Below are 17,727 nucleotides of genomic sequence, written 5' to 3'. Positions count from 1 at the left end.
CCCACCAACAACTCACCGCCGAAGAGCAGGAAGCGGCGGGCGTCACCGACGACATGGTTCGACTCTCCGTGGGAATCGAAGACCCCGAAGACATCCTCGCCGACTTAGCGCAGGCTATCGAGACGGCGACGAACTGACCTCACTTCTCGGGTCGGAGCATGTTCCGCCCCTCGAACACCTTCCCCAGTCGGTACATCGAGGCGACGATGGTGTCGCAGGCGGGGCGAACCGCGTCTTTCGGGAGGAAGCCGACCGAAAAGCCGGCGACTTCGAGCATCGGTAGGTCGTTCGCGCCGTCGCCGACGGCGACGGTCTGGCTCATCTTCACGTCGAGTTCGTCGGCGAGACGTTCGAGTTCGTGGTCTTTCGTCCCCTCGATGAGCGGTCCTTCTGCCTCGCCGGTGAGGCGGCCACCTTTCACCGGAAGACGGTTGGCGACGATGGTGTCTACCTCGACCCCTTCGGCTTCCAGTGCGGACTCGACGCCGCGTTCGAACCCGCCGGTGAGGATGGCGGTGTGGTGGCCGTACTCGTTGAGTCGGCGGATGAGTTTCGCCGCGCCCGGTCGGAGTGTCACCTCGTCGTACGCCTCCTGTGCGCGCTCTTCTTCGAGACCTTCGAGCAGCGCCGCGCGGTCGTAGAGGCTCTTCGCGTAGCTGATTTCGTCGTTCATCGCTCGCTCGGTGATGTCGGCCATCCGGTCGGCGACGCCTTTCTGTTTGCCGAGCAGCACCGTCATCTCCGAGTCCGAGAGCGTTCCGTCGAAGTCGAACGCGACGAGTTTCATATCTCTCTGTTACGCGCAGAGGTGTTGAATCCTTCCGCCGGCGTCCGTTTTTGCGAGCGCCGGTGAGTCGTCGCGCGGTCTGACCCCTTCCCCCAGCGCCGCGCCCGGACCCGGGAGATGGAGTTATGTACTTTCACGTCAGCAGATAGGTTATGGTAGACTCCCTCCGAGACGTGGAAGCCGACATCCAAGCCGACTTGGAAGACGACGGGGAGACGCCGTCGGAACCGCTCCGCGACCTGGTGGCCGCACTCCGCGAGGACAACCCGGAGGGACTCCGTGCAGTCGGGCGCTACGACGGCGACGACCACGAGATTCTGTATCTCCGTGAGGACCTCGAAGCCAGCCTCTCCGACGAGGAGATTCAGCGTCGTATCAAAACGTTCGTGTTGAAGGGTCTCGCCGACCCCCGAAGCGACACCGAGTTGGACGACTATGGCGAACTGAACGCGACGCTCCGGTGGTTCGACAACGCCATCCTCGCTATCTACCCCACCGGCGAGTGGTCGGGCATCATCGCCACGTTCGAGCGCCGGCGTTCGCCGCTCGTCGACGCGGCCTTCGAGTATCTCGACGAGTTCTAGAATCGGGTGTCGAGCGTCGTCCACCGCCGCGGCCCGTCGTACTCGCCGCGGATGCGGTACTCGCGCCCGTCGTCGGTCTCCCGAAGTTCGAGTACGGCGTCGAACGGCTGTTTGAGAATCGCAAAATCGCGGTCGTCGACCACGTCGTCGTCGGCGACGAAAACACCCGAGAACTCGCAGTTGGCGATACGCCCGGTGAGGACGTGCAGAAACTGGAACAGTCGGCGGAGTTCGGTGTACATCAGCATCGTCGACAACGAGTGGACGCCGACTCGGGTTTCGGTCCCCGCCTCGTACTGCCGTCGCATGAACTCGGTGACCGCGATGCCGACGCCGGTCAGGTCGCCGGGACTGGAGACGTACCGGCGGTTCGGTTGCTCGCGGTCAGGGTCGAAGCCGCTGAGGCGGCCGACACAGTCGACGATGGCGAGTTCGTCGCTACCGCCGCTTCTCTCGGCACGGCCGGCACCGCCATCGCCACCACCGCTGACGGCCTCGTACTCGCGAGCGATGGTGTCGGCACGTTTGCGGGTCGTCGTGAGTATCGTCGCGCGCTCTCGCCGTCGCGGTGCCGACGCCAGCAGTTCGTACAGCAGTCGTCGCTTGCCCGTGAGCGTCGGCCCGGAGATGAGGAGACTGGTTCCGGGTTCGACGGTGATGGCTTCCAGCGGCGTTCCCATCACCGACATTCGGTTCGTCCCCTCCACATCATACCCTCGCTGGGAACGCATCACTTGTTAATCCGGCGGGTCGTCTCCGCGAGTCGTCCCGGTACGTCCGTTCCCCGGTGTTCGTCGACACGGGCGATGCACGTCGCCGAATTCTTCGCCCGGTATTGCGATTCGAAATGGGCACACCTGTGCACATCTAGCCCCCCGTTTCGGCCTTCGCCAAGCATGCCTGTGAAGAAACCCTTAACCGCTATCCGAAGAAGCGTAGAGTCATGAAGGTGCTGGTCACCGACCCTATCGCTGACGCCGGTCTCGAACGACTCCGCGAGGCGGGTCACGAAGTCGAAACCGCCTACGACGTAGCGGGCGAGGAACTGCTCTCGGCCGTCGCCGACGCGAACGCCCTCGTGGTCCGTTCCGGAACCGACGTCAGCCGCGAGGTGTTCGAGGCTGCCTCCGACCTCGTCATCGTCGGCCGTGCCGGTATCGGCGTCGACAACATCGACATCGACGCCGCCACCGACCACGGCGTCATCGTCGCCAACGCACCCGAAGGGAACGTCCGCGCCGCCGCCGAACACACCGTCGCCATGGCGTTCGCCGCCGCCCGCTCGATTCCGCAGGCGCACGTCCGCCTGAAAGCCGGCGAGTGGGCCAAAAGCGACTACCTCGGCACCGAAGTCAACGGCAAAACATTGGGTATCGTCGGCTTCGGCCGCGTCGGCCAAGAAGTCGCCAAACGCCTCGGCAACCTCGGCATGGACCTCGTCGTCTACGACCCCTACATCTCCGAGGAGCGCGCCGACCAGTTCGGCGCGGAACTCGTCGAGGAACTCGACGCCTGTCTCACCCGTGCGGACTTCCTGACCATCCACACGCCGCTTCTGCCCGAGACCCGCGGGATGATAAGCGACGACGAACTGGAGACGTTCGGCGACGGCTACATCGTCAACTGCGCCCGCGGCGGCATCATCGACGAACCGGCGCTCGCCGCTGCCGTCGAAGACGGCACCGTCGCCGGCGCGGCGCTGGACGTGTTCGAAGAGGAGCCGCTCGCCTCGGACTCGCCGCTCGCCGACGTCGACGACATTATTCTCACACCACACCTCGGGGCGTCGACCGAAGCCGCCCAAGAGAGCGTCGCCGTCGACACCGCCGAACAGGTGCTGGCGGCGTTCGACGAGGAACCCGTCCTCAACGCGCTCAACGCACCTTCCGTGGACGAGAAAGCGTTCCCGCGCATCAAACCGTACATCGGCCTCGCCGAGACCGCAGGCAAAATCGCCGCGCAGGTGTTCGGCGAACGTGTCTCCGAAATCGAAGTCGCCTACGACGGCGACATCGCCGCCGAGAACGTCGACCTCGTCACCGCCAGCGGCCTCAAAGGCGTCTTCGAACCCCTCGAATGGCAAGTCAACGCGGTCAACGCGCCGCATCTCGCCGAAGAACGCGGCATCGACGTGACCGAGAAGAAGAGCAGACAGAGCGCGGACTTCCAGAGTCTCGTCACCGTCACCGTCGGCGACGGCGAGGAGTCGCTCTCGGTCAGCGGCACGCTCTTTGCGGGCGAAGAACCCCGCATCGTCCGTATCGACGGCTACCGCGTCGACGCCGTCCCGCACGGACACATGCTCGTCGCTCGCAACTACGACAAACCGGGCGTCATCGGCCTCATCGGCACCGTTCTCGGCGACCACGACGTGAACATCGCGGGGATGTTCAACGCCCGCGAGACGCGCGGTGGCGAGGCGCTGACCGTCTACAACCTCGACTCGGCGGTTCCCGAGGAGGCCGCCGAGGCGCTTCTGGCTGACGACCGCATTATCGGCGTCCGCACCATCGTTCTCAACGGCGACGCGGAAGCACGCCGACTCGACCTCGCCGCGGAGTAACCAGACTCAGAGTCCGAGCAGTCGCCGGATGGGGTGTTCGTTTCCTTGGCGTTTCGTTCGACGCGTCTCGCGGCGGATTCGCTGTTCTCGCAACAACCCTTCGTAGTGGTCGATGACCGCCTGTCGCTCGGACTCGACGTGTTCGAGTTCCGCTTCGAGTTGCCGCACACGCGCCTGCAACGCTTCGAGACGGTGTTGCTCGGTCGTCTCGGACGAGAGGTCGACGTTCGTAGTGCCGCCGTCTTCGTGTTTCCGTGACGGCTGTCGCTGTGAAGATGGTCGAATCGAGCGTTGCTCGTCGAACCCGCCGTCGGGTCTCGGCAGGCGTTTTAGCCGCTGTATCGACGCGTCTGAGGGATACGTTCGGGAGGTCGGTTCGCTGACTGTACCAGTCGGGAGGTCGGAGAGCGACACGTTTCTGGGTATGTCATTGAGTGACAAAAGTCTGCGTCAGACTGCTGTCACACGTATTCTCGAACGGTGGACTCTCACCTTCGTTGGAGGGTCAGCGAGGACCGCCGACCGTTCAGGGCCAGAACAGCTTTCGGAGGAGGTTGTCGTTTTTCTTCGGCAGGAGACCGCTCCGTTGCTTCGGCAGCAGATTTCTGTCGTCGTTTCGGTCACGGAGCGGTTTCGGACTTCCGCCCGACGTTCGAGTGCTGTTTCGGCCGGTACGCTTCGAGGAACCACTGTGTCGGCGTTTCGTCCGTGGTTTGACGTCGACGACGGTTTGTGTACGTCTGAGTTCTTTGACTTCCGACTCCAGTTGGCGGATGCGTGTCTCGGCCGCTTCGAGTCGGTCGAGCGCCGTCTCCGACGGTTCGACGCGCGGTGACGAAGTGGCGGAGTTCCGTCTCGCCGGAACGGTGCCCGAATCGGACGTCGACGAGACTGCGACCGGTGGCGACCGGTTGCGTTCGTAGCCGTCGGACTCGTCGGCGGTCCTGCTGTCGACGACGTCGTCGGACGCAGTCCGGCGGTCTACTGGACTCCGGCTAGCGACGACGTCGACGGATTCGGTGGTCCGATGTGGCAGACGGTTCGGTTTCGCGTCGTAACGACGTGGCCGAGACGTTCGCCCCTGATGTTCCTGCTGTTTCTGAGGCCGCCGAGATTCACCATGCTCTCGGTTCTCCCGGTACTCCTCGACCGGGTACGTTCGGTCCCTCGGTTTGCTCACACTGCCCGTTGGAAAGCCCGATAACGGCATAAACGCAGGTAGACAGCGCAGTTGGGAAAAACCCGAGTCAGACACCAGTCTGACTCACACAGGAACGCAAGAGTGTCCCGTCTGCTGGTTTGTCAGCGAGTGAAGCGACTCGTCAGCTTCGAGAGGACGCCGCCGCTCCGGCCTTCGAGGTGACGGAGCACCGCGTCGGTGTCGTTCGGCACCGGTTCGGGGTCGTCGCCCGCCTCGAACGCGGCGTCGGGGTCTTTCAGGAGATGGCCGGTGGTGAGACAGACCACGTCCTCGTCGGCCTCGACGACGCCCTGATTCCGTAGTTTCTGGAGTCCGGCAACCGAAGCCGCGGAGGCGGGTTCGACGCCGATTCCTTCCTGTGCGAGCGCACGCTGGGCGGAGGTGATTGCCTCGTCGGAGACTGAAACGGCAGTCCCGCCCGTCTCGCGGATTCCGGGGAGCGCCTTCGGCGCGTTGACCGGGTTGCCGATGCGGATTGCAGTCGCCTTGGTTTCCACCTCGTTCCAGCGGCGGACCTCGTCGGCGTCGTTCTCGATGGCTTCGACCATCGGCGCTGCGCCCTCGGCCTGCACGCCGGTTAGTTTCGGCACGTCGCGCGGGTGCAACGCACCGCTGGCGACGAGTTCGCGGAACGCCTTGTACAGTGCAGCGGTGTTGCCCGCGTTGCCAACGGGGAGGACGATTCTATCGGGGTATCTCCCTTCGTCGGCGTAAAATCGCTCCAGAATTTCGAGACCGATGGTCTTCTGACCTTCGAGCCTAAAGGGATTCAACGAATTGAGGAGGTAGGCTTCGCCGCGGGCGGCGAGGTCCTGCACGATGTCGAGGCAGCTATCGAAGTTGCCGTCGACTTCCAGAATCCGCGCGCCGTGGAGACTCGCCTGTGCGATTTTGCCCGCGGCGACCTTGCCCTCGGGAAGGAGGACGAGCGTCTCCAGTCCGGCGCGGGCACCGTACGCGGCGAGTGCGGCGCTCGTGTTTCCGGTAGAGGCACAGGCGAGGCGGTCCACACCGAGTTCCTCGGCGACGCGGACGCCGACGGTCATCCCTCGGTCTTTGAAACTCCCCGTCGGGTTCATCCCCTCGTGTTTGATGCGGAGGCGGTGGACGCCGACCGACTCCTCCAGACGCGGTACTTCGTGTAGCGGCGTGTCGCCCTCCGGGAGACTTACACCCTCCTCGAACGGCAGTGCGGCGTTGTAGCGCCAGACGCCGCGTTCGTCGTTCTCGAAATCGTCCCACGTCGGCAGGTCGTCGTATCGGACTTCGAGCAGTCCGTCGCAGTCGTCGCAGGTGTAGCGAACCGCCTCGAACGGCGCGAACGTCTCGCCGCACTCGATACACTCCAGCCAGATGCCGTCGTCGGCCACCTCGGGGACCCGTTGTGACTCCTGTGAGAGCTTCAGACTCATTGCTATGGGCTGAACGCTGTGGAGGGAAAAGTCCGAAGGTTCGGGGGCAATCCTGCCGGGCGAATCGGCGTCGGTCGACGAGTACTCGACGAGAACCGAGGAGGCTACTCGTCGCCGAACTCGTCGATGCGCCCGTGAACGAGTTCGACCCACTCGTCGAGTGCGTCGTGGAGCATCGTCTTCGCCTCCGGCAGCGGCGTCGCGGTGTACTGGTAGACGTAGCCACCGGGGTCGAGCAGGCGACGCTGTCGGTCGGCGAGTCCTTTCTCCAGAAGCGTCATCAACGAACGGTTGACGTTGCTTCGGTCGCGGTCGAGTTCTTCGGCGAGTTCGGCGACGGTGCTTCCCGGATACTCCAACAAGACGAGATACGTTCGACTCTCGTGTTCTTGAACCCCGAAGACGCACGCGAGAACCTGTCCGAAACCGGGGTCGTCGGTTCGGACGAGGTCTTCCATCTCGGGTGTGTCGGCCATGAGCGATGTATGCGGGTTGCTGATTAAAGCGCTACGCTAGTGTCACTCCGCGTCGACGCGACCGTAGCCCATCTTCTCGATGCACGCGAGCATCTCCGACTCCTCTTCGTGCTTGTGCAGCGTCGTCGGCGTGTCACAGTAGTAGGTTGCGCCGTCGTGTCGCAGCGTCACGTCGTGGTCGTTGCCGAGCATCTGCGTCGTGATGACGACGCGCCGGCCGTCTCGCAACGCGCTCAGAATCTCGTCTGCACTCAGTTCGCCCGCCTCTGCCCGGAGCGGTCCTGCCATCGTGCGTACGATAGAGAGCGACTGCTAAGACTGTTTTCGCTTCGGGAGGCGAGCAGTTCGCGCTCGTCCGTCTCGTTTTTCGGTTGTCGTCTCTCCGCGCCCGCCAACGATTCAGTACGAGACGAGACTCGTACTAGTTCGTCGTCGAGCGCGTCGTCCCCTTCGGTTCCGGTGGTTCGACGCCGTCGACGGCTTCGGCCGTCTCGGTCTTTTTCTCCGTGTCGACGTGCCAACGGTCGATACTGTCTTCGTACTCGCCGAGACGTGTCGACACCTGTTCTTTCAACTCGTCGTCGTTGACGTTCACCTCGAAGATGAACTCCGGGCGCTCACCGCGGGTCGTCTTCTGGATGTTCGCGCTGACCAGTTCGTTGTCGAAGTAGTACGGAGCCAGTTGGGTCATCACCTTCTGGTAGACGGTGCTCTCGACGGCGCGCATGGCTTTCCTGCTCGCGGAGTCCGCCGCCCGCGCGACGTATCCGATGGAGTCCTGCCAGCGCTCCATCGCGCCCTCGTTGTCGCCCTGCTCGGCCTTCTCGTAGGATTCGGATAGCTTCTCACCTGCGGTGCGAAGGTCGTCGTCGGGGTTCTTGCCAGCCTTCTCGCCCTCGCCTTCCCCGACACTGGCCTGTTCGGCCGTCTTCTGGTTGACGTCCTCGCCGAGGCGTTCGTGGGCTTTCGGTCGCCACTCGTCCCACTCGTCGAAGTCGTCGCCCGACGCCCCCGCTTCGTGGAGGGCGCGGGTGATGCGCTCGCCGTGTTCGACGACCTCACCCCAGGTCCCGTGAAGCTTGAAGCCGGATATGCTCTCTTCCATCGCCTGACAGTGGGTACGTCGCCGGACCCTAATAAGCGTCTCCCGGTGGTTCCGTCTCCTCGGCGTCGACCGGTGTCACTGTGACCCGTCGAATCCAGACGACGAGTCGACTACCGCTCGCCGTACGTCAGTTTCGTTGCAATCGAATCGAGTCGCCGTCGCGTGCTCTCGAACCACGCCGACGGCGAGGCCCGACGGAGTTCCTCGTCGTCGAGTTCGATGCGCGCGCCCGAAAACGGACTTCGGCGCTCGTTTTCCTCCTCGTCACTCCCTTCGGTCGCCACCGAGACGACCGAACTCATCGAACACCGGCCACACGCTTCGGTTCGTTTTCCACCCATGGGTGACTCTATCACGGTCGTTGGGGATAGAGCGGATTAAAAGCTTCTCCCGCGCTCCCGACGCGTTTTTGTCGTCGTGCTGTTTGTCTCCGGTATGAGTTACCGTGTCGTGGACTCGACGACGGTCGAATCGGCTCCGGACCGCCCCTGCGAACTCCGACGGCTCACCGACGCCGCCGGACTCGAACAGATGGCCGTCAACCGGTTCCGTGCCGAACCGGGCGAGCAGATTCCGCTCAAATACCACTCTCACGAACAACAGGAGGAGGCCTTCTTCGTCCTCTCGGGGACGCTGTTCGTCGAGACGCCCGAGGAGACGTTCGAGGTCGACGAAGGCTGTCTGTTCGCCGTCTCGCCGGGTAACCCACAGCGCGCGCACAACCCCGAGAACGCCGACGACCCCGTCGAGGTACTCGCCATCGGCGCGCCGAAGGTCAGCGGTGACGCCACCGCGTACGACCCATGAGCGACGCGAGTGACCGCGCCGGCGATGGCGCTGGACACGACAACGCTGGACGCGACGGCGAGGAACCGCTCTATCCGGACGTTCCCGACTGGGACGACGAGTATCTCGACCGGGTGAGCGACCGCGTCATGTTCAACTACGACCTCGAGAAGCATCGGAGCGTCCGCGGTCGGACGTTCGACCTGTTCGGGACGATGCGTGTCGAGAGTCAGAAGCATTTCCTGCATCCGTCGTTGAACTACGCGAACCACGCCTCCGAGGAGTATCTGTTCGCAGACCGACGCTCCGGCGTCTCGGTCGCCGACCTCGAACAGTTGGTCTCGCTCGCGGACGACCTCGCCGAGGACCCCCAGTGGCTCGTCGCCGACGAGGAACACTACGGCACCGACTTCACGTTCGTCCTCGTCGTGCCCTCGATATCCGAGGAGGTCCGCGAGTTCGTCGCCGGTCACAGCGGTCGAAATCTCATCAAGTACGGCTACTACGGCCACTACGAAGTGAATCTCGCCGTCGTCGCACCCGACGACGAGGCGGTCGTCGCCAGCGAGAACGCCGACGTCGCCCGCGCGTTCACGCTGTGGAGCGATGTCGACCCCACTGAGCGTAGTGGACTGCTTTCTCGGTTACTCGGGCGACTTCGCTGACAGTCGTCTCCTGTCTCCCGTCGAACGCCGGAGTCATCGCTGGTCTCCGCGAAAAAACGAAAAAGACCGGTCGAGATTAGTCGTCGCTGGGCGTGAACTCGCCGGTACCGGGTTCCTGACGGACTTTCTGGATGTTCTCGTACCCCAACTTCACCAGCGAGAGCGCCAGGTAGATGAGAGTGAGTGCGATGGCGATTTGCGCCACCCCGGCGAGAATCTCGAAGATGCCCGCCGAAGCCATCCACTCCGAGTCGAGGAACTTCATGTAGAGGTTATCGTGAAGCGCAATCCACGACAGGCCAATCACCGTGATGGTGACCATGAGCACCATCGGACCGCCGGTGCTCGCGAGTTGCTTGGAGTCGCTCCAGTTTGCCAGCCAGACCGTCCCCGTCAACAGTGCCAGCGCGGCGAGCAACTGGTTCGCGCCGCCGAACAGCGCCCACAGCGTCTCCCACGACCCGCTCGCGATGAGGACGTACGCCGGAAGCGTCTGGACGAGTGCGTTGCCGTACCGGTTCGTGGCGAACGACTGGGCCGACGAGTCGGGCCTGTCGATGATTTCCTCCATCATGTACCGACCGAGACGGACGGCCGTGTCAGTCGAGGTGAGCAGGAAGCTCACGAGCACGAGCGCCATGAACGGCCCACCGAAGTCCGTCGGGATACCGAAACTCGTCAGCATGATGCCACCGCCCGCTGCGAACGTCGGCAGTGCGAGACCGATGCCGCCGCCCACGTCGGGCGAGACGATTGCGACCGCAGAGAGCGCGACGACGGCCAACAGGCCCTCGCCCAGCATCCCGCCGTAGCCGATGAGGCGGGCGTCGGACTCCTTGTTCAGTTGCTTCGAGGTCGTCCCCGAGGAGACCAGCGAGTGGAAGCCGCTGATGGTCCCGCAGGCGATGGTGATGAAAAGCAGCGGGAACAGCGGTAGGCCGCCGCGGCCGATGAATCCGTAGAACGGTTCGAGGTTCGTCACGAGCGATTGGCTCGGCGTCACGGCCGCGAGACCGAGCGCACCGCCGAACGTCCCGACGATGATGGCGAGCAGCGCGCCGCCGACACCGGTGTACAAGAGGAACGACGAGAGGTAGTCACGCGGTTGCAGAAGCACCCACACCGGAAGCGCGCTGGCGAGCGCACCGTAGACGAGGATGACCGGAATCCACGCGGCGGTGTTCGCGCCGAACGCGCTCGCGGCCGGAAGCCACGATGCGTCCATCGAGAACAGGACGATAGTACCCGCGGAGTAATCGCCCGGTACCAGCGCGAGCGGGTACAGGATGCCGGCGTAGACGCCGACGAACATCGCGGCGACGAACGCCGCGGTTCCGGCGAGGAACGGGAGATTCAACTGATACAGGTAGACGCCGAACAGTACCGCGAGTCCGATGTAAATCAGACTCGCCGTCGCCGCCTGTGGGTAGGCGTTGAACACGATAGCCACGACGAGTGCGAACACTGCGACGACGAGGATAATCGTGAGAAACGCGAACCACAACAGCATGTTCTTGCCGCGTTGGCCGACGTACTCGCCGACGATGTACCCGATGGATTTCCCGTCGTGCCGAAGACTCGCCGACAACGAGACGAAGTCGTGAGTCGCACCCATAAGCGGGTTGCCGATAGCAATCCACAGAAGCGCGGGCACCCAGCCCCACACCACGCCGGCCGTGATGGGGCCGACGATGGGTGCGCCGCCCGCGATACTCGAATAGTGATGCCCCAGTAAGACCGGCTTCTTCGCCGGGACGTACTCCTGTCCGTCTTCGTACTTGTGCGCCGGTGTCGTGTTGGCGTCGTCCAGTTCGACGAACCGCGCGAGGTACCGCGAGTATCCGAAGTACCCCACGCTGAACAGTACGAGCACCGTCGCCACCAGCCAGATGATTTGCACCATGTTACGCTACCACATCATGGGTGTGTGTATATCACACATAAACATTAGCTTCCACGGCGCATGTTACCGGCCGTTACAGGCGTCGTATTCCACGAATTCTCGTGTTCGATACGGAATCACTCACTGAATTTGAATAAACATACTACTAATATTTAGTTCGCTCGCGGTCATTCAACCGGTTCGGCTCTCACCCCGACGTCGATTTCGGCGGCGACGTCCGCCAACAGGTCGCCTTTCACCTCGGCGACACGCGTCACGATTTCGGCGACGACCGGTTTGTCGAACTCCTCGCGGAGCGTGTGGAGTCGCTTTTGCTCAGTTTGGACTCTATCGCGCAGGAAACGCGCCCCTCGACCGTTCTCGTCGTCGTCAGGTTCGGGAGTCAGTTTGTTGACGACGAGTCCGCGCACGTCCAACGTCGCGTCGTCGAGCGAGCCAATCGCTCGCTTGGTCTCTCGAATCGACAACTCGTCGGGGTTGACGACGAGGAAAAACGCCGCCTTCTCGCGGAGCAGTTCCCCTGCGAGCGCAAACCGGTCGCGGCGCTCCTCCAACTGTGCGATGACGGGGTCGCCTTCGCGCATCCGTCTCGGCTCTCTGCCGCCGATAGCTGCCCGTTCGAACAGGCGGACGCTCTGTTTTCGCTTGGCGAGGAGACGTTCGGCCCACCCCTCCAGAAACTCCGGCAGCGACAGCAATCGAAGCGTTCCGCCGGTCGGCGAGGTGTCGAAGACGACGCGGTCGTACTCGTCGCTCTCGCGCATCACGTCGACGAAGCGGTCGAACAGCGCCGCCTCGTACGCGCCGGGGGTCTGGTGGGCCATCTCGACCTGCCGGTCAATCTCGTTGACCATCGCGGGACTCACTTGATTCGACATCGAGCGTTTGATGCCCTGGAGGTGGCGACTCACCTCCTCCTCGGGGTCGAGTTCCATCGCGTCGAGGTTCTCGATACCGTCGACGGGTTTCGGCGTGTCGTCGAACTGCTGGTCGAACACGTCCGACGTGGAGTGGGCGGGGTCCGTCGAGACGACGAGCGTCCGGAGTCCCGCGTTCGCACATTTGTAGGCGTACGCGCTCGAAACCGTGGTTTTTCCAACTCCTCCCTTCCCGCCGAAGAAGACGAACTTGCGCATCGTTAGAAGTGATACTGCTTGCCTTTTCGTTCGAGCAGCGACCCGCGGTCCCACATCCGCCGCTCCCACGCCTCGAACTCGTCTTCGAGATACGGGAGCAGTTCGGCGGTGTAGTAGGAGACGGGCGACGGAATGCCGAAGGCGTCGGGGAAACACGCGAGCATGAACGCATCCTCGATGTCCTCGGCCTCGTTCTCTATCTTCTCGTACGCCGGGTGGTTTATCAGCCCGTGGTACAGTCCCCGGAGCCACTCCTCGGCGAGGTCACGGAAGGCCGCGATGCGTGCTTCGAGTGTCATACGTTCACGTCCTTCCCGGAGCGGGCAAAAGCATGTCGCTCACGTCGTCCGTTTCCGCAACTCGCGTTCCGCGTTCTCACCCGTTCGTCGGAAGCCGACGCGCGCCGCCGAACGCCGTAGCTTCATAGTCGTCGAGTGGTGAGTGTACCCACATGACGCAGACGATTCCCGTCACGATTCTCAGCGGGAGCCTCGGGGCCGGGAAGACGACGTTGCTCAACCATCTGCTCCGAAACGCCGGGGACCGAAACATCGCCGTTCTGGTCAACGATATGGGCGACCTGAACGTCGACGCCGAACTCGTGAGCGCGAACTCGGACCTTTCGGTCGGCGACGGCGTCGCCGAACTCTCGAACGGCTGTATCTGCTGTGAACTGCAGGACGACCTCGAAACGGCGGTTACCCGACTCGCGCGGAACCGCGACTTCGACGTGCTCGTCGTCGAGTCCTCGGGCATCAGCGAACCCGAACCGGTCGCACGTCTCTTTACGACCGGGTCGCGCGCGGCGGCGCTGTACGAGGTGGACTCGCTCGTGACGGTGCTCGACTCCCGACTGTTCTACGACACCTTCGGGGGAACTGGCGTCGCCGAGCGCCGCGGCACCGACGGGGACGACAGTCGCCCCCTCTCGGACTTGCTGGTCGAACAGGTGGAGTTCGCTAACGTCGTCCTCCTCAACAAAGCCGACCTCGTCTCCGAGACGGAGATGGGTACCGTCGAGGAGATGGTGCGAGCGCTCGCCCCCGACGCCGAGATTCTCCGGACGACCGAGTCGGCAGTCGACGCCAACGACCTGTTCAGCCGAGAACTGTACGACCCGGCGACGGCCGCCGAGATGGCGGGATGGCAACAGGCGCTCGACGCCGACGACCACGACGATGGAAGCGACAGCCACGTCCACGGAGACGACCACGCTCACGACCACCGCCATCCCGACGAAGTGTACGGCGTCTCGTCCTTTACCTACCGACGCCGCCGGCCGTTCCACCCGGAGCGCTTCGCCGCGTTTCTCTCTGACCTCCCGTCGAACGTCGTCCGCTCGAAGGGAACCTGCTGGGTCGCCGGGCGGGAGTCACCCATCGTCGTCGGGCAGGCCGGCTCATCCGTGCGCGCCGAGGCGGCCGGGCAGTGGATTGCGACTCTCTCGGAGCTCGACCAAGAACTGTATCGGTCGAATCACAGCGACATGGAGTGGCACGACGAGTGGGGCGACCGGCGAACCGCGTTCGTCGTCATCGGGACCGACCTCGACGAGGAAGCGACGACGGTGACGCTCGACGACTGTCTGCTCACCGACGAGGAGATGGAAAGCGACTGGGAAGCGTTCGCAAACCCGTTCCCGAGACAGGGCGAAGAACTCGTGGTCACCGAACCCTGAGTTCGACGCTCAGGGTGTCGTTTCCGCTTACTCGACGTCTGTCGCCAGCGCGTCCAGTGCGCGCTTCAGTTCGCCTCTCCGTTTCCACGCCGCGACACGGTCGGTAACGCTCGTCAGCGGAAGCCCGAGACTCACCGCCGACTGCATCGTCACTTGCGAGCCTTCGTTCTCGGAGTCGACCGTGACTGTGGTCTCCATCGCGTCGAACGGGCCGGCGTCGCCCGCCTGTTCGTAGAAGAGGCCGTTTTCGAGCGTCTCGAAGCGCAGTGCGAACTGAAAACGGCGGCTCCCGGCGACGACGACGGGGCCGTCGTCGGTCTCCTCGACGCTCTGAACCTCGAAGCTCCCTTCGTACTCGATTACCGCTTCGGGTGTGAGCACGCGCCGGACGACTCGTGGCGGCGCACGGACGAACCGGGAGACGGTGACCTCGTGCATGCGTCGTCCGTGACACCCCGGTGTGATAAGTGTCCCCGACTGCCGAACCGAACTCACAGCAGTAGTATCGAGAGAAACAAGAGGAGCAGAAACACCGCGGCGACGAAGTACAGCAGTTTCAGCAGTCGAGTGCCTGCCGGCACTTCCCGTCGAACGTCGGGGTTGGCCGTCCAGACGAGTCGGTGGTACGCGCCCGCCGCCGCGACGGCGTAGACGACTCCGGAGGCAGCGACGGCGACGGGCAACGAGAGGCCGAGCGAGAGACCGTAAGCGGGGCCGAACGCGAACGTCAGCGCGAACGTGAGCGACGCCGCGACGAGAAACGGGACGGCGTCGACGGGTGTCCCGTCACGGTTGCCGAGTCGCATACGGTCGAGACGGGCGCTCGCACAAAGAAGCTAAGTGGCGTGCCGAACCACGGCCGCTATGCAGTCTCAAGGGGACCCGCGGGTCCTGCTCGTGATGAATCTCGTGTTGTCGCTGCTGTTCGCGTCGGTCGTTCTCTACGGTCTCGATTTCGCCGGCGTCGTCGCGTTCACGTGGCAGCGACTCGCGGGTGCGACGGCGGTGCTGATGGTGTTGACCTTTCTCGTCATCCGCTAACGGACGGCCGACTCACTCGCCGGCGGAGGCGTCGCTACCGTCGGCCGCGCCCAGCATCTCATCGCCGTTTCCACTCAGCATCTCGTCGCCGTTTCCACCCAGCATCTCGTCGCCGTACGCACCCGCACCCCGTTCTTCGACCGTCTCGAAGCTGTCGAGCGGCGGGTCTTTGACGACGTAGCCGAGCAGACTCCCGAAGCCGTTTCGCTGCGGGTGAAGACCGACGCCGCTGCCCGCGCCGACCAGCCCCGGCGCGTCCCTGCCGAGGTGGTCGCGCCACCACTGCTGGTCGAAGAACAGCGAGGAAATCTCCATGTGTTTCACGTCGTGAGTGAACAGGTAGCCCTCGGGTCGCAGGCGTGGCCACAGTTCTTCGAGACACGTCTCGGCGGAGCCTCGAAGCCCCACGTCCAGAAAAGCGAGCGCAACCGGCCGGTCGAACGCCGGCAGCGTCTCCTCGAAGTAGCCTTTCTCGAACTCGCAGGCGTCGAGGTCACCGTAGCGGGCGACGTTCCGGCGAACGTCGCTGAGCGACCCGTGCCACGACCCCGCCTCGTAGGTGTGGACCTGTTCGGACTGCAGGAGCACGTGCGCCTCGTCGGCTTCGTCGGGTTCGGGCATCCCCTCGAAGGAGTCGAACACGACGAGCGGTCGGTCGCAGAGCCCCGCCGCGAGCGAGAGGTTCGCGGTGCTGCCACCCAGATAACAGCCACACTCGACGACGACGCCTTCTTCGTCTGGCGGTATCTGTAGTATCTTCGTCGCCACGACGAGATGTTCGACGAACGACGACCCCGTCGGCAGTCGGAGGTTGTTCCAGAACATCCGGGCGACGAGACGACACTTCGTCGTGAACGCCACGCCGTAGTCCGCGCCGGTGTCGGCGTCGAAGAACTCTCCCAAGACGATGGGTGCGCTAAGTACGAGCAGACCGAGTCGATAGGCACGCGTGAGCGTCGACACCACGCGTGTTCGCGTCTCTGTCATCGAGATGGGGTCAGCAGTCTCGGATATCGTTATCCGGCGGCTATCGTCGGCCGGATGACCGTTTCGTCGCTCGCGCGTCCGACTGTGCTGAACGGGACGAATGGGGGCGCTATCGGCGTCGACGCGGTCCTTCGCCGACAGCCACGCCGAGAAAGCTCCGATTGACTGTGTTCTCGACGCGACGCTGTCTCCCGATTCGCACCGACTGGTACCGACTCGTACCGGTTCACGTCGTGTCGCGTTCGAGAAACGAAACGTACCAACTCTCGTGGTCGTCCAGCGCGACGCCACCGAACGTCCACGGACTGTCGTCAGTCGTCGGCCGTGCGACGACGGTGGCTCGACTCCGCGTCAGAAGCGACAACGGCCGTTCGTCGTCGGCGAGAAAGCCGCGTTCGGCGAGGAAATCGCGCGGAAGTCCGCTCCCGGACGTAGCGACGACGTCCGAGTCGGCGTGTTCTTCGAGCGCCGCCTCGAACAACCGCGAGACGCCCGCCAACCACTCGTTGTCGCCGACGAGCGGCGTGAGTTCGGCGAACTGCGTGATGGTGATGCCGTCCGCTCCGTCTTTTGTCGTCCGCGTCCGGGCGACGAGGGCGGCGAGTGGCCCGTCGTCGCCTTCGACGACGTAGGTGAGTCGTTCCCAGAGGGGACTCGCCAAGCGCCAGCGGTAGAACTGTGCGTCCCGGGCGGCGTGAAGTTGGTCGGGGACCGACCGCTCGTACAACTCCGCGAGTCGGTCGACGGGAACCGCTCGGTGGCGGTGGACGACGAACTGCCGGTTCGTCCGAACGGCCCTGTCGCGGGTGCGGTAGTACCGCTTTGCCACCGGCGTCGTCAACCGCGCGAACGACTCGCCGACCTCGTTGAGACGCGTGCCGACGAACGCGCTCGGGTCCTGCACCCGGTAGAACGTCGTGCGCCGACCGGCGGCTTTCCAGCCGAGTTTCTCGTAGCCGGGTCGGGACATATCGTTCGGGAAGTTGAAGTAGAAATCGGGGCCGTCGTCCACCCCTGCGTCGGCGTAGTACGACAGCGCCGCCGTCGTCATCCGCGTGAACAGTCCCCGTCGCCGGTGGTCGGGATGGACCATCGTATCCGCCGGTTGGAAGGCGACGCCTGTCTCCTGTCGTCCGCGAATCGGAAGCACGAGAAAGGGGCGCGCGCCCACAATCTCGCCGTCCCGTTCGGCGACGAAAATCGGGACGTGGTCGACGTAGGGGTTCTCGACGTACTTCCAGTCGAACCACTCTCGGCCGCGCGGGCGGTCCCACACCGTTCGGTCCAGTGCGAGCAGTCCCTCCCTGTCGCTCGTTTCGTACCCGCGGACGCAGTACTCGCCGTCGTCGTTCGTCTCGGCACTCGGCCCGGTCCGCACGGACCCGCTGGTCGGCGACATCGTG

General features: G+C 64.1%; 23 protein-coding genes. 7 read left to right on the top strand and 16 right to left on the bottom strand.

Translation table 11 applies throughout. The features are described from left to right. Positions 1-137: PLP-dependent transferase (locus AUR64_RS19695; RefSeq protein ID WP_205628342.1), on the top strand; the 137-nt coding region annotated here is incomplete at its 5' end. A 2-nt stretch (positions 138-139) separates the two neighbouring features. On the opposite strand, the gene serB is transcribed toward AUR64_RS19695, so the two are convergent. Then, positions 140-787 (bottom strand): phosphoserine phosphatase SerB, encoded by a 648-nt coding sequence (gene serB, locus AUR64_RS00395; protein ID WP_058579971.1) that lies wholly within the window; start codon positions 785-787, stop codon positions 140-142. Positions 788-939: 152 nt separating this feature from the next. On the opposite strand from serB, the gene AUR64_RS00390 reads away from it, so the two are divergent. Further along, positions 940-1,371: a hypothetical protein gene (locus AUR64_RS00390; RefSeq protein ID WP_058579970.1), complete on the top strand. Its 432-nt coding sequence runs from the start codon at positions 940-942 to the stop codon at positions 1,369-1,371. Here the strand turns inward: AUR64_RS00390 and AUR64_RS00385 are convergent. Next, a complete protein-coding gene (locus AUR64_RS00385; RefSeq protein WP_058579969.1) occupies positions 1,368-2,078 on the bottom strand; it encodes a DUF7504 family protein in 711 nt (236 codons plus the stop codon). The two genes, AUR64_RS00390 and AUR64_RS00385, sit on opposite strands and share 4 nt — an antisense overlap. Before the next feature lie 236 nt (positions 2,079-2,314). On the opposite strand from AUR64_RS00385, the gene serA reads away from it, so the two are divergent. Then, entirely contained in the window at positions 2,315-3,934 is a 1,620-nt protein-coding gene (gene serA, locus AUR64_RS00380; RefSeq protein ID WP_058579968.1) for a phosphoglycerate dehydrogenase, read from the top strand. Positions 3,935-3,940: 6 nt separating this feature from the next. On the opposite strand, the gene AUR64_RS00375 is transcribed toward serA, so the two are convergent. The 7 genes from AUR64_RS00375 to AUR64_RS00345 form a co-directional block, all read right to left on the bottom strand. Beyond that, complete coding sequence (locus tag AUR64_RS00375; protein ID WP_058579967.1) at positions 3,941-4,348, bottom strand: hypothetical protein; 408 nt, start codon at positions 4,346-4,348, stop codon at positions 3,941-3,943. Between the two features lie 112 nt (positions 4,349-4,460). Further along, positions 4,461-5,114, bottom strand: coding sequence for a hypothetical protein (locus AUR64_RS00370; protein ID WP_058579966.1), 654 nt, complete (start codon positions 5,112-5,114; stop codon positions 4,461-4,463). A 122-nt stretch (positions 5,115-5,236) separates the two neighbouring features. After that, the gene (thrC, locus tag AUR64_RS00365; protein WP_058579965.1) at positions 5,237-6,547 is read right to left on the bottom strand and encodes a threonine synthase; all 1,311 of its coding nucleotides are present in this window, start codon (positions 6,545-6,547) and stop codon (positions 5,237-5,239) included. Between the two features lie 104 nt (positions 6,548-6,651). Beyond that, positions 6,652-7,023 (bottom strand): helix-turn-helix domain-containing protein, encoded by a 372-nt coding sequence (locus AUR64_RS00360; RefSeq protein ID WP_058579964.1) that lies wholly within the window; start codon positions 7,021-7,023, stop codon positions 6,652-6,654. 42 nt (positions 7,024-7,065) lie between these two features. Next, on the bottom strand, positions 7,066-7,311 hold the full coding sequence (locus AUR64_RS00355; protein ID WP_058579963.1) for a hypothetical protein: 246 nt from the start codon (positions 7,309-7,311) through the stop codon (positions 7,066-7,068). Positions 7,312-7,444: 133 nt separating this feature from the next. Continuing rightward, positions 7,445-8,128 (bottom strand): DUF5828 family protein, encoded by a 684-nt coding sequence (locus tag AUR64_RS00350; RefSeq protein WP_058579962.1) that lies wholly within the window; start codon positions 8,126-8,128, stop codon positions 7,445-7,447. Between the two features lie 110 nt (positions 8,129-8,238). Continuing rightward, a complete protein-coding gene (locus AUR64_RS00345) occupies positions 8,239-8,484 on the bottom strand; it encodes a hypothetical protein (protein ID WP_240479549.1) in 246 nt (81 codons plus the stop codon). Between the two features lie 79 nt (positions 8,485-8,563). On the opposite strand from AUR64_RS00345, the gene AUR64_RS00340 reads away from it, so the two are divergent. Next, entirely contained in the window at positions 8,564-8,935 is a 372-nt protein-coding gene (locus tag AUR64_RS00340; protein WP_058579960.1) for a cupin domain-containing protein, read from the top strand. Beyond that, complete coding sequence (locus AUR64_RS00335) at positions 8,932-9,579, top strand: hypothetical protein (protein WP_058579959.1); 648 nt, start codon at positions 8,932-8,934, stop codon at positions 9,577-9,579. Before AUR64_RS00340 ends, AUR64_RS00335 begins: the two co-directional genes overlap by 4 nt. A gap of 76 nt (positions 9,580-9,655) precedes the next feature. On the opposite strand, the gene AUR64_RS00330 is transcribed toward AUR64_RS00335, so the two are convergent. The 3 genes from AUR64_RS00330 to AUR64_RS00320 all read right to left on the bottom strand — a co-directional run bounded on the left by AUR64_RS00330 (position 9,656) and on the right by AUR64_RS00320 (position 12,917). Then, complete coding sequence (locus AUR64_RS00330; RefSeq protein WP_058579958.1) at positions 9,656-11,482, bottom strand: carbon starvation CstA family protein; 1,827 nt, start codon at positions 11,480-11,482, stop codon at positions 9,656-9,658. A 167-nt stretch (positions 11,483-11,649) separates the two neighbouring features. Next, positions 11,650-12,618: an ArsA family ATPase gene (locus AUR64_RS00325; protein ID WP_058579957.1), complete on the bottom strand. Its 969-nt coding sequence runs from the start codon at positions 12,616-12,618 to the stop codon at positions 11,650-11,652. Between the two features lie 2 nt (positions 12,619-12,620). Beyond that, positions 12,621-12,917, bottom strand: coding sequence for a hypothetical protein (locus tag AUR64_RS00320; RefSeq protein WP_058579956.1), 297 nt, complete (start codon positions 12,915-12,917; stop codon positions 12,621-12,623). Positions 12,918-13,069: 152 nt separating this feature from the next. Here AUR64_RS00320 and AUR64_RS00315 point away from each other — a divergent pair, with 152 nt between their 5' ends. Further along, a complete protein-coding gene (locus tag AUR64_RS00315; protein ID WP_058579955.1) occupies positions 13,070-14,296 on the top strand; it encodes a CobW family GTP-binding protein in 1,227 nt (408 codons plus the stop codon). Between the two features lie 27 nt (positions 14,297-14,323). Here the strand turns inward: AUR64_RS00315 and AUR64_RS00310 are convergent, their stop codons facing one another. Both AUR64_RS00310 and AUR64_RS00305 read right to left on the bottom strand, forming a co-directional pair. Then, positions 14,324-14,734, bottom strand: coding sequence for an SRPBCC family protein (locus tag AUR64_RS00310; RefSeq protein ID WP_058579954.1), 411 nt, complete (start codon positions 14,732-14,734; stop codon positions 14,324-14,326). Positions 14,735-14,787: 53 nt separating this feature from the next. Further along, the gene (locus tag AUR64_RS00305) at positions 14,788-15,102 is read right to left on the bottom strand and encodes a hypothetical protein (protein ID WP_058579953.1); all 315 of its coding nucleotides are present in this window, start codon (positions 15,100-15,102) and stop codon (positions 14,788-14,790) included. 58 nt (positions 15,103-15,160) lie between these two features. On the opposite strand from AUR64_RS00305, the gene AUR64_RS20800 reads away from it, so the two are divergent. Further along, positions 15,161-15,337, top strand: a complete 177-nt coding sequence (locus AUR64_RS20800) for a hypothetical protein (RefSeq protein ID WP_169794646.1) — start codon at positions 15,161-15,163, stop codon at positions 15,335-15,337. 12 nt (positions 15,338-15,349) lie between these two features. Here the strand turns inward: AUR64_RS20800 and AUR64_RS00300 are convergent, their stop codons facing one another. Both AUR64_RS00300 and AUR64_RS00295 read right to left on the bottom strand, forming a co-directional pair. Further along, the gene (locus AUR64_RS00300; RefSeq protein WP_058579952.1) at positions 15,350-16,324 is read right to left on the bottom strand and encodes a TylF/MycF/NovP-related O-methyltransferase; all 975 of its coding nucleotides are present in this window, start codon (positions 16,322-16,324) and stop codon (positions 15,350-15,352) included. Between the two features lie 226 nt (positions 16,325-16,550). After that, positions 16,551-17,723: a GNAT family N-acetyltransferase gene (locus tag AUR64_RS00295; RefSeq protein WP_058579951.1), complete on the bottom strand. Its 1,173-nt coding sequence runs from the start codon at positions 17,721-17,723 to the stop codon at positions 16,551-16,553. Between the last annotated feature and the right edge of the window lie 4 nt (positions 17,724-17,727).

This window comes from Haloprofundus marisrubri, from assembly GCF_001469955.1.
In the GTDB taxonomy this organism is placed as follows: domain Archaea; phylum Halobacteriota; class Halobacteria; order Halobacteriales; family Haloferacaceae; genus Haloprofundus; species Haloprofundus marisrubri.
Note: the sequence above shows the minus strand (reverse complement) of the source record. Positions and strands in the feature narration are given on the sequence as shown.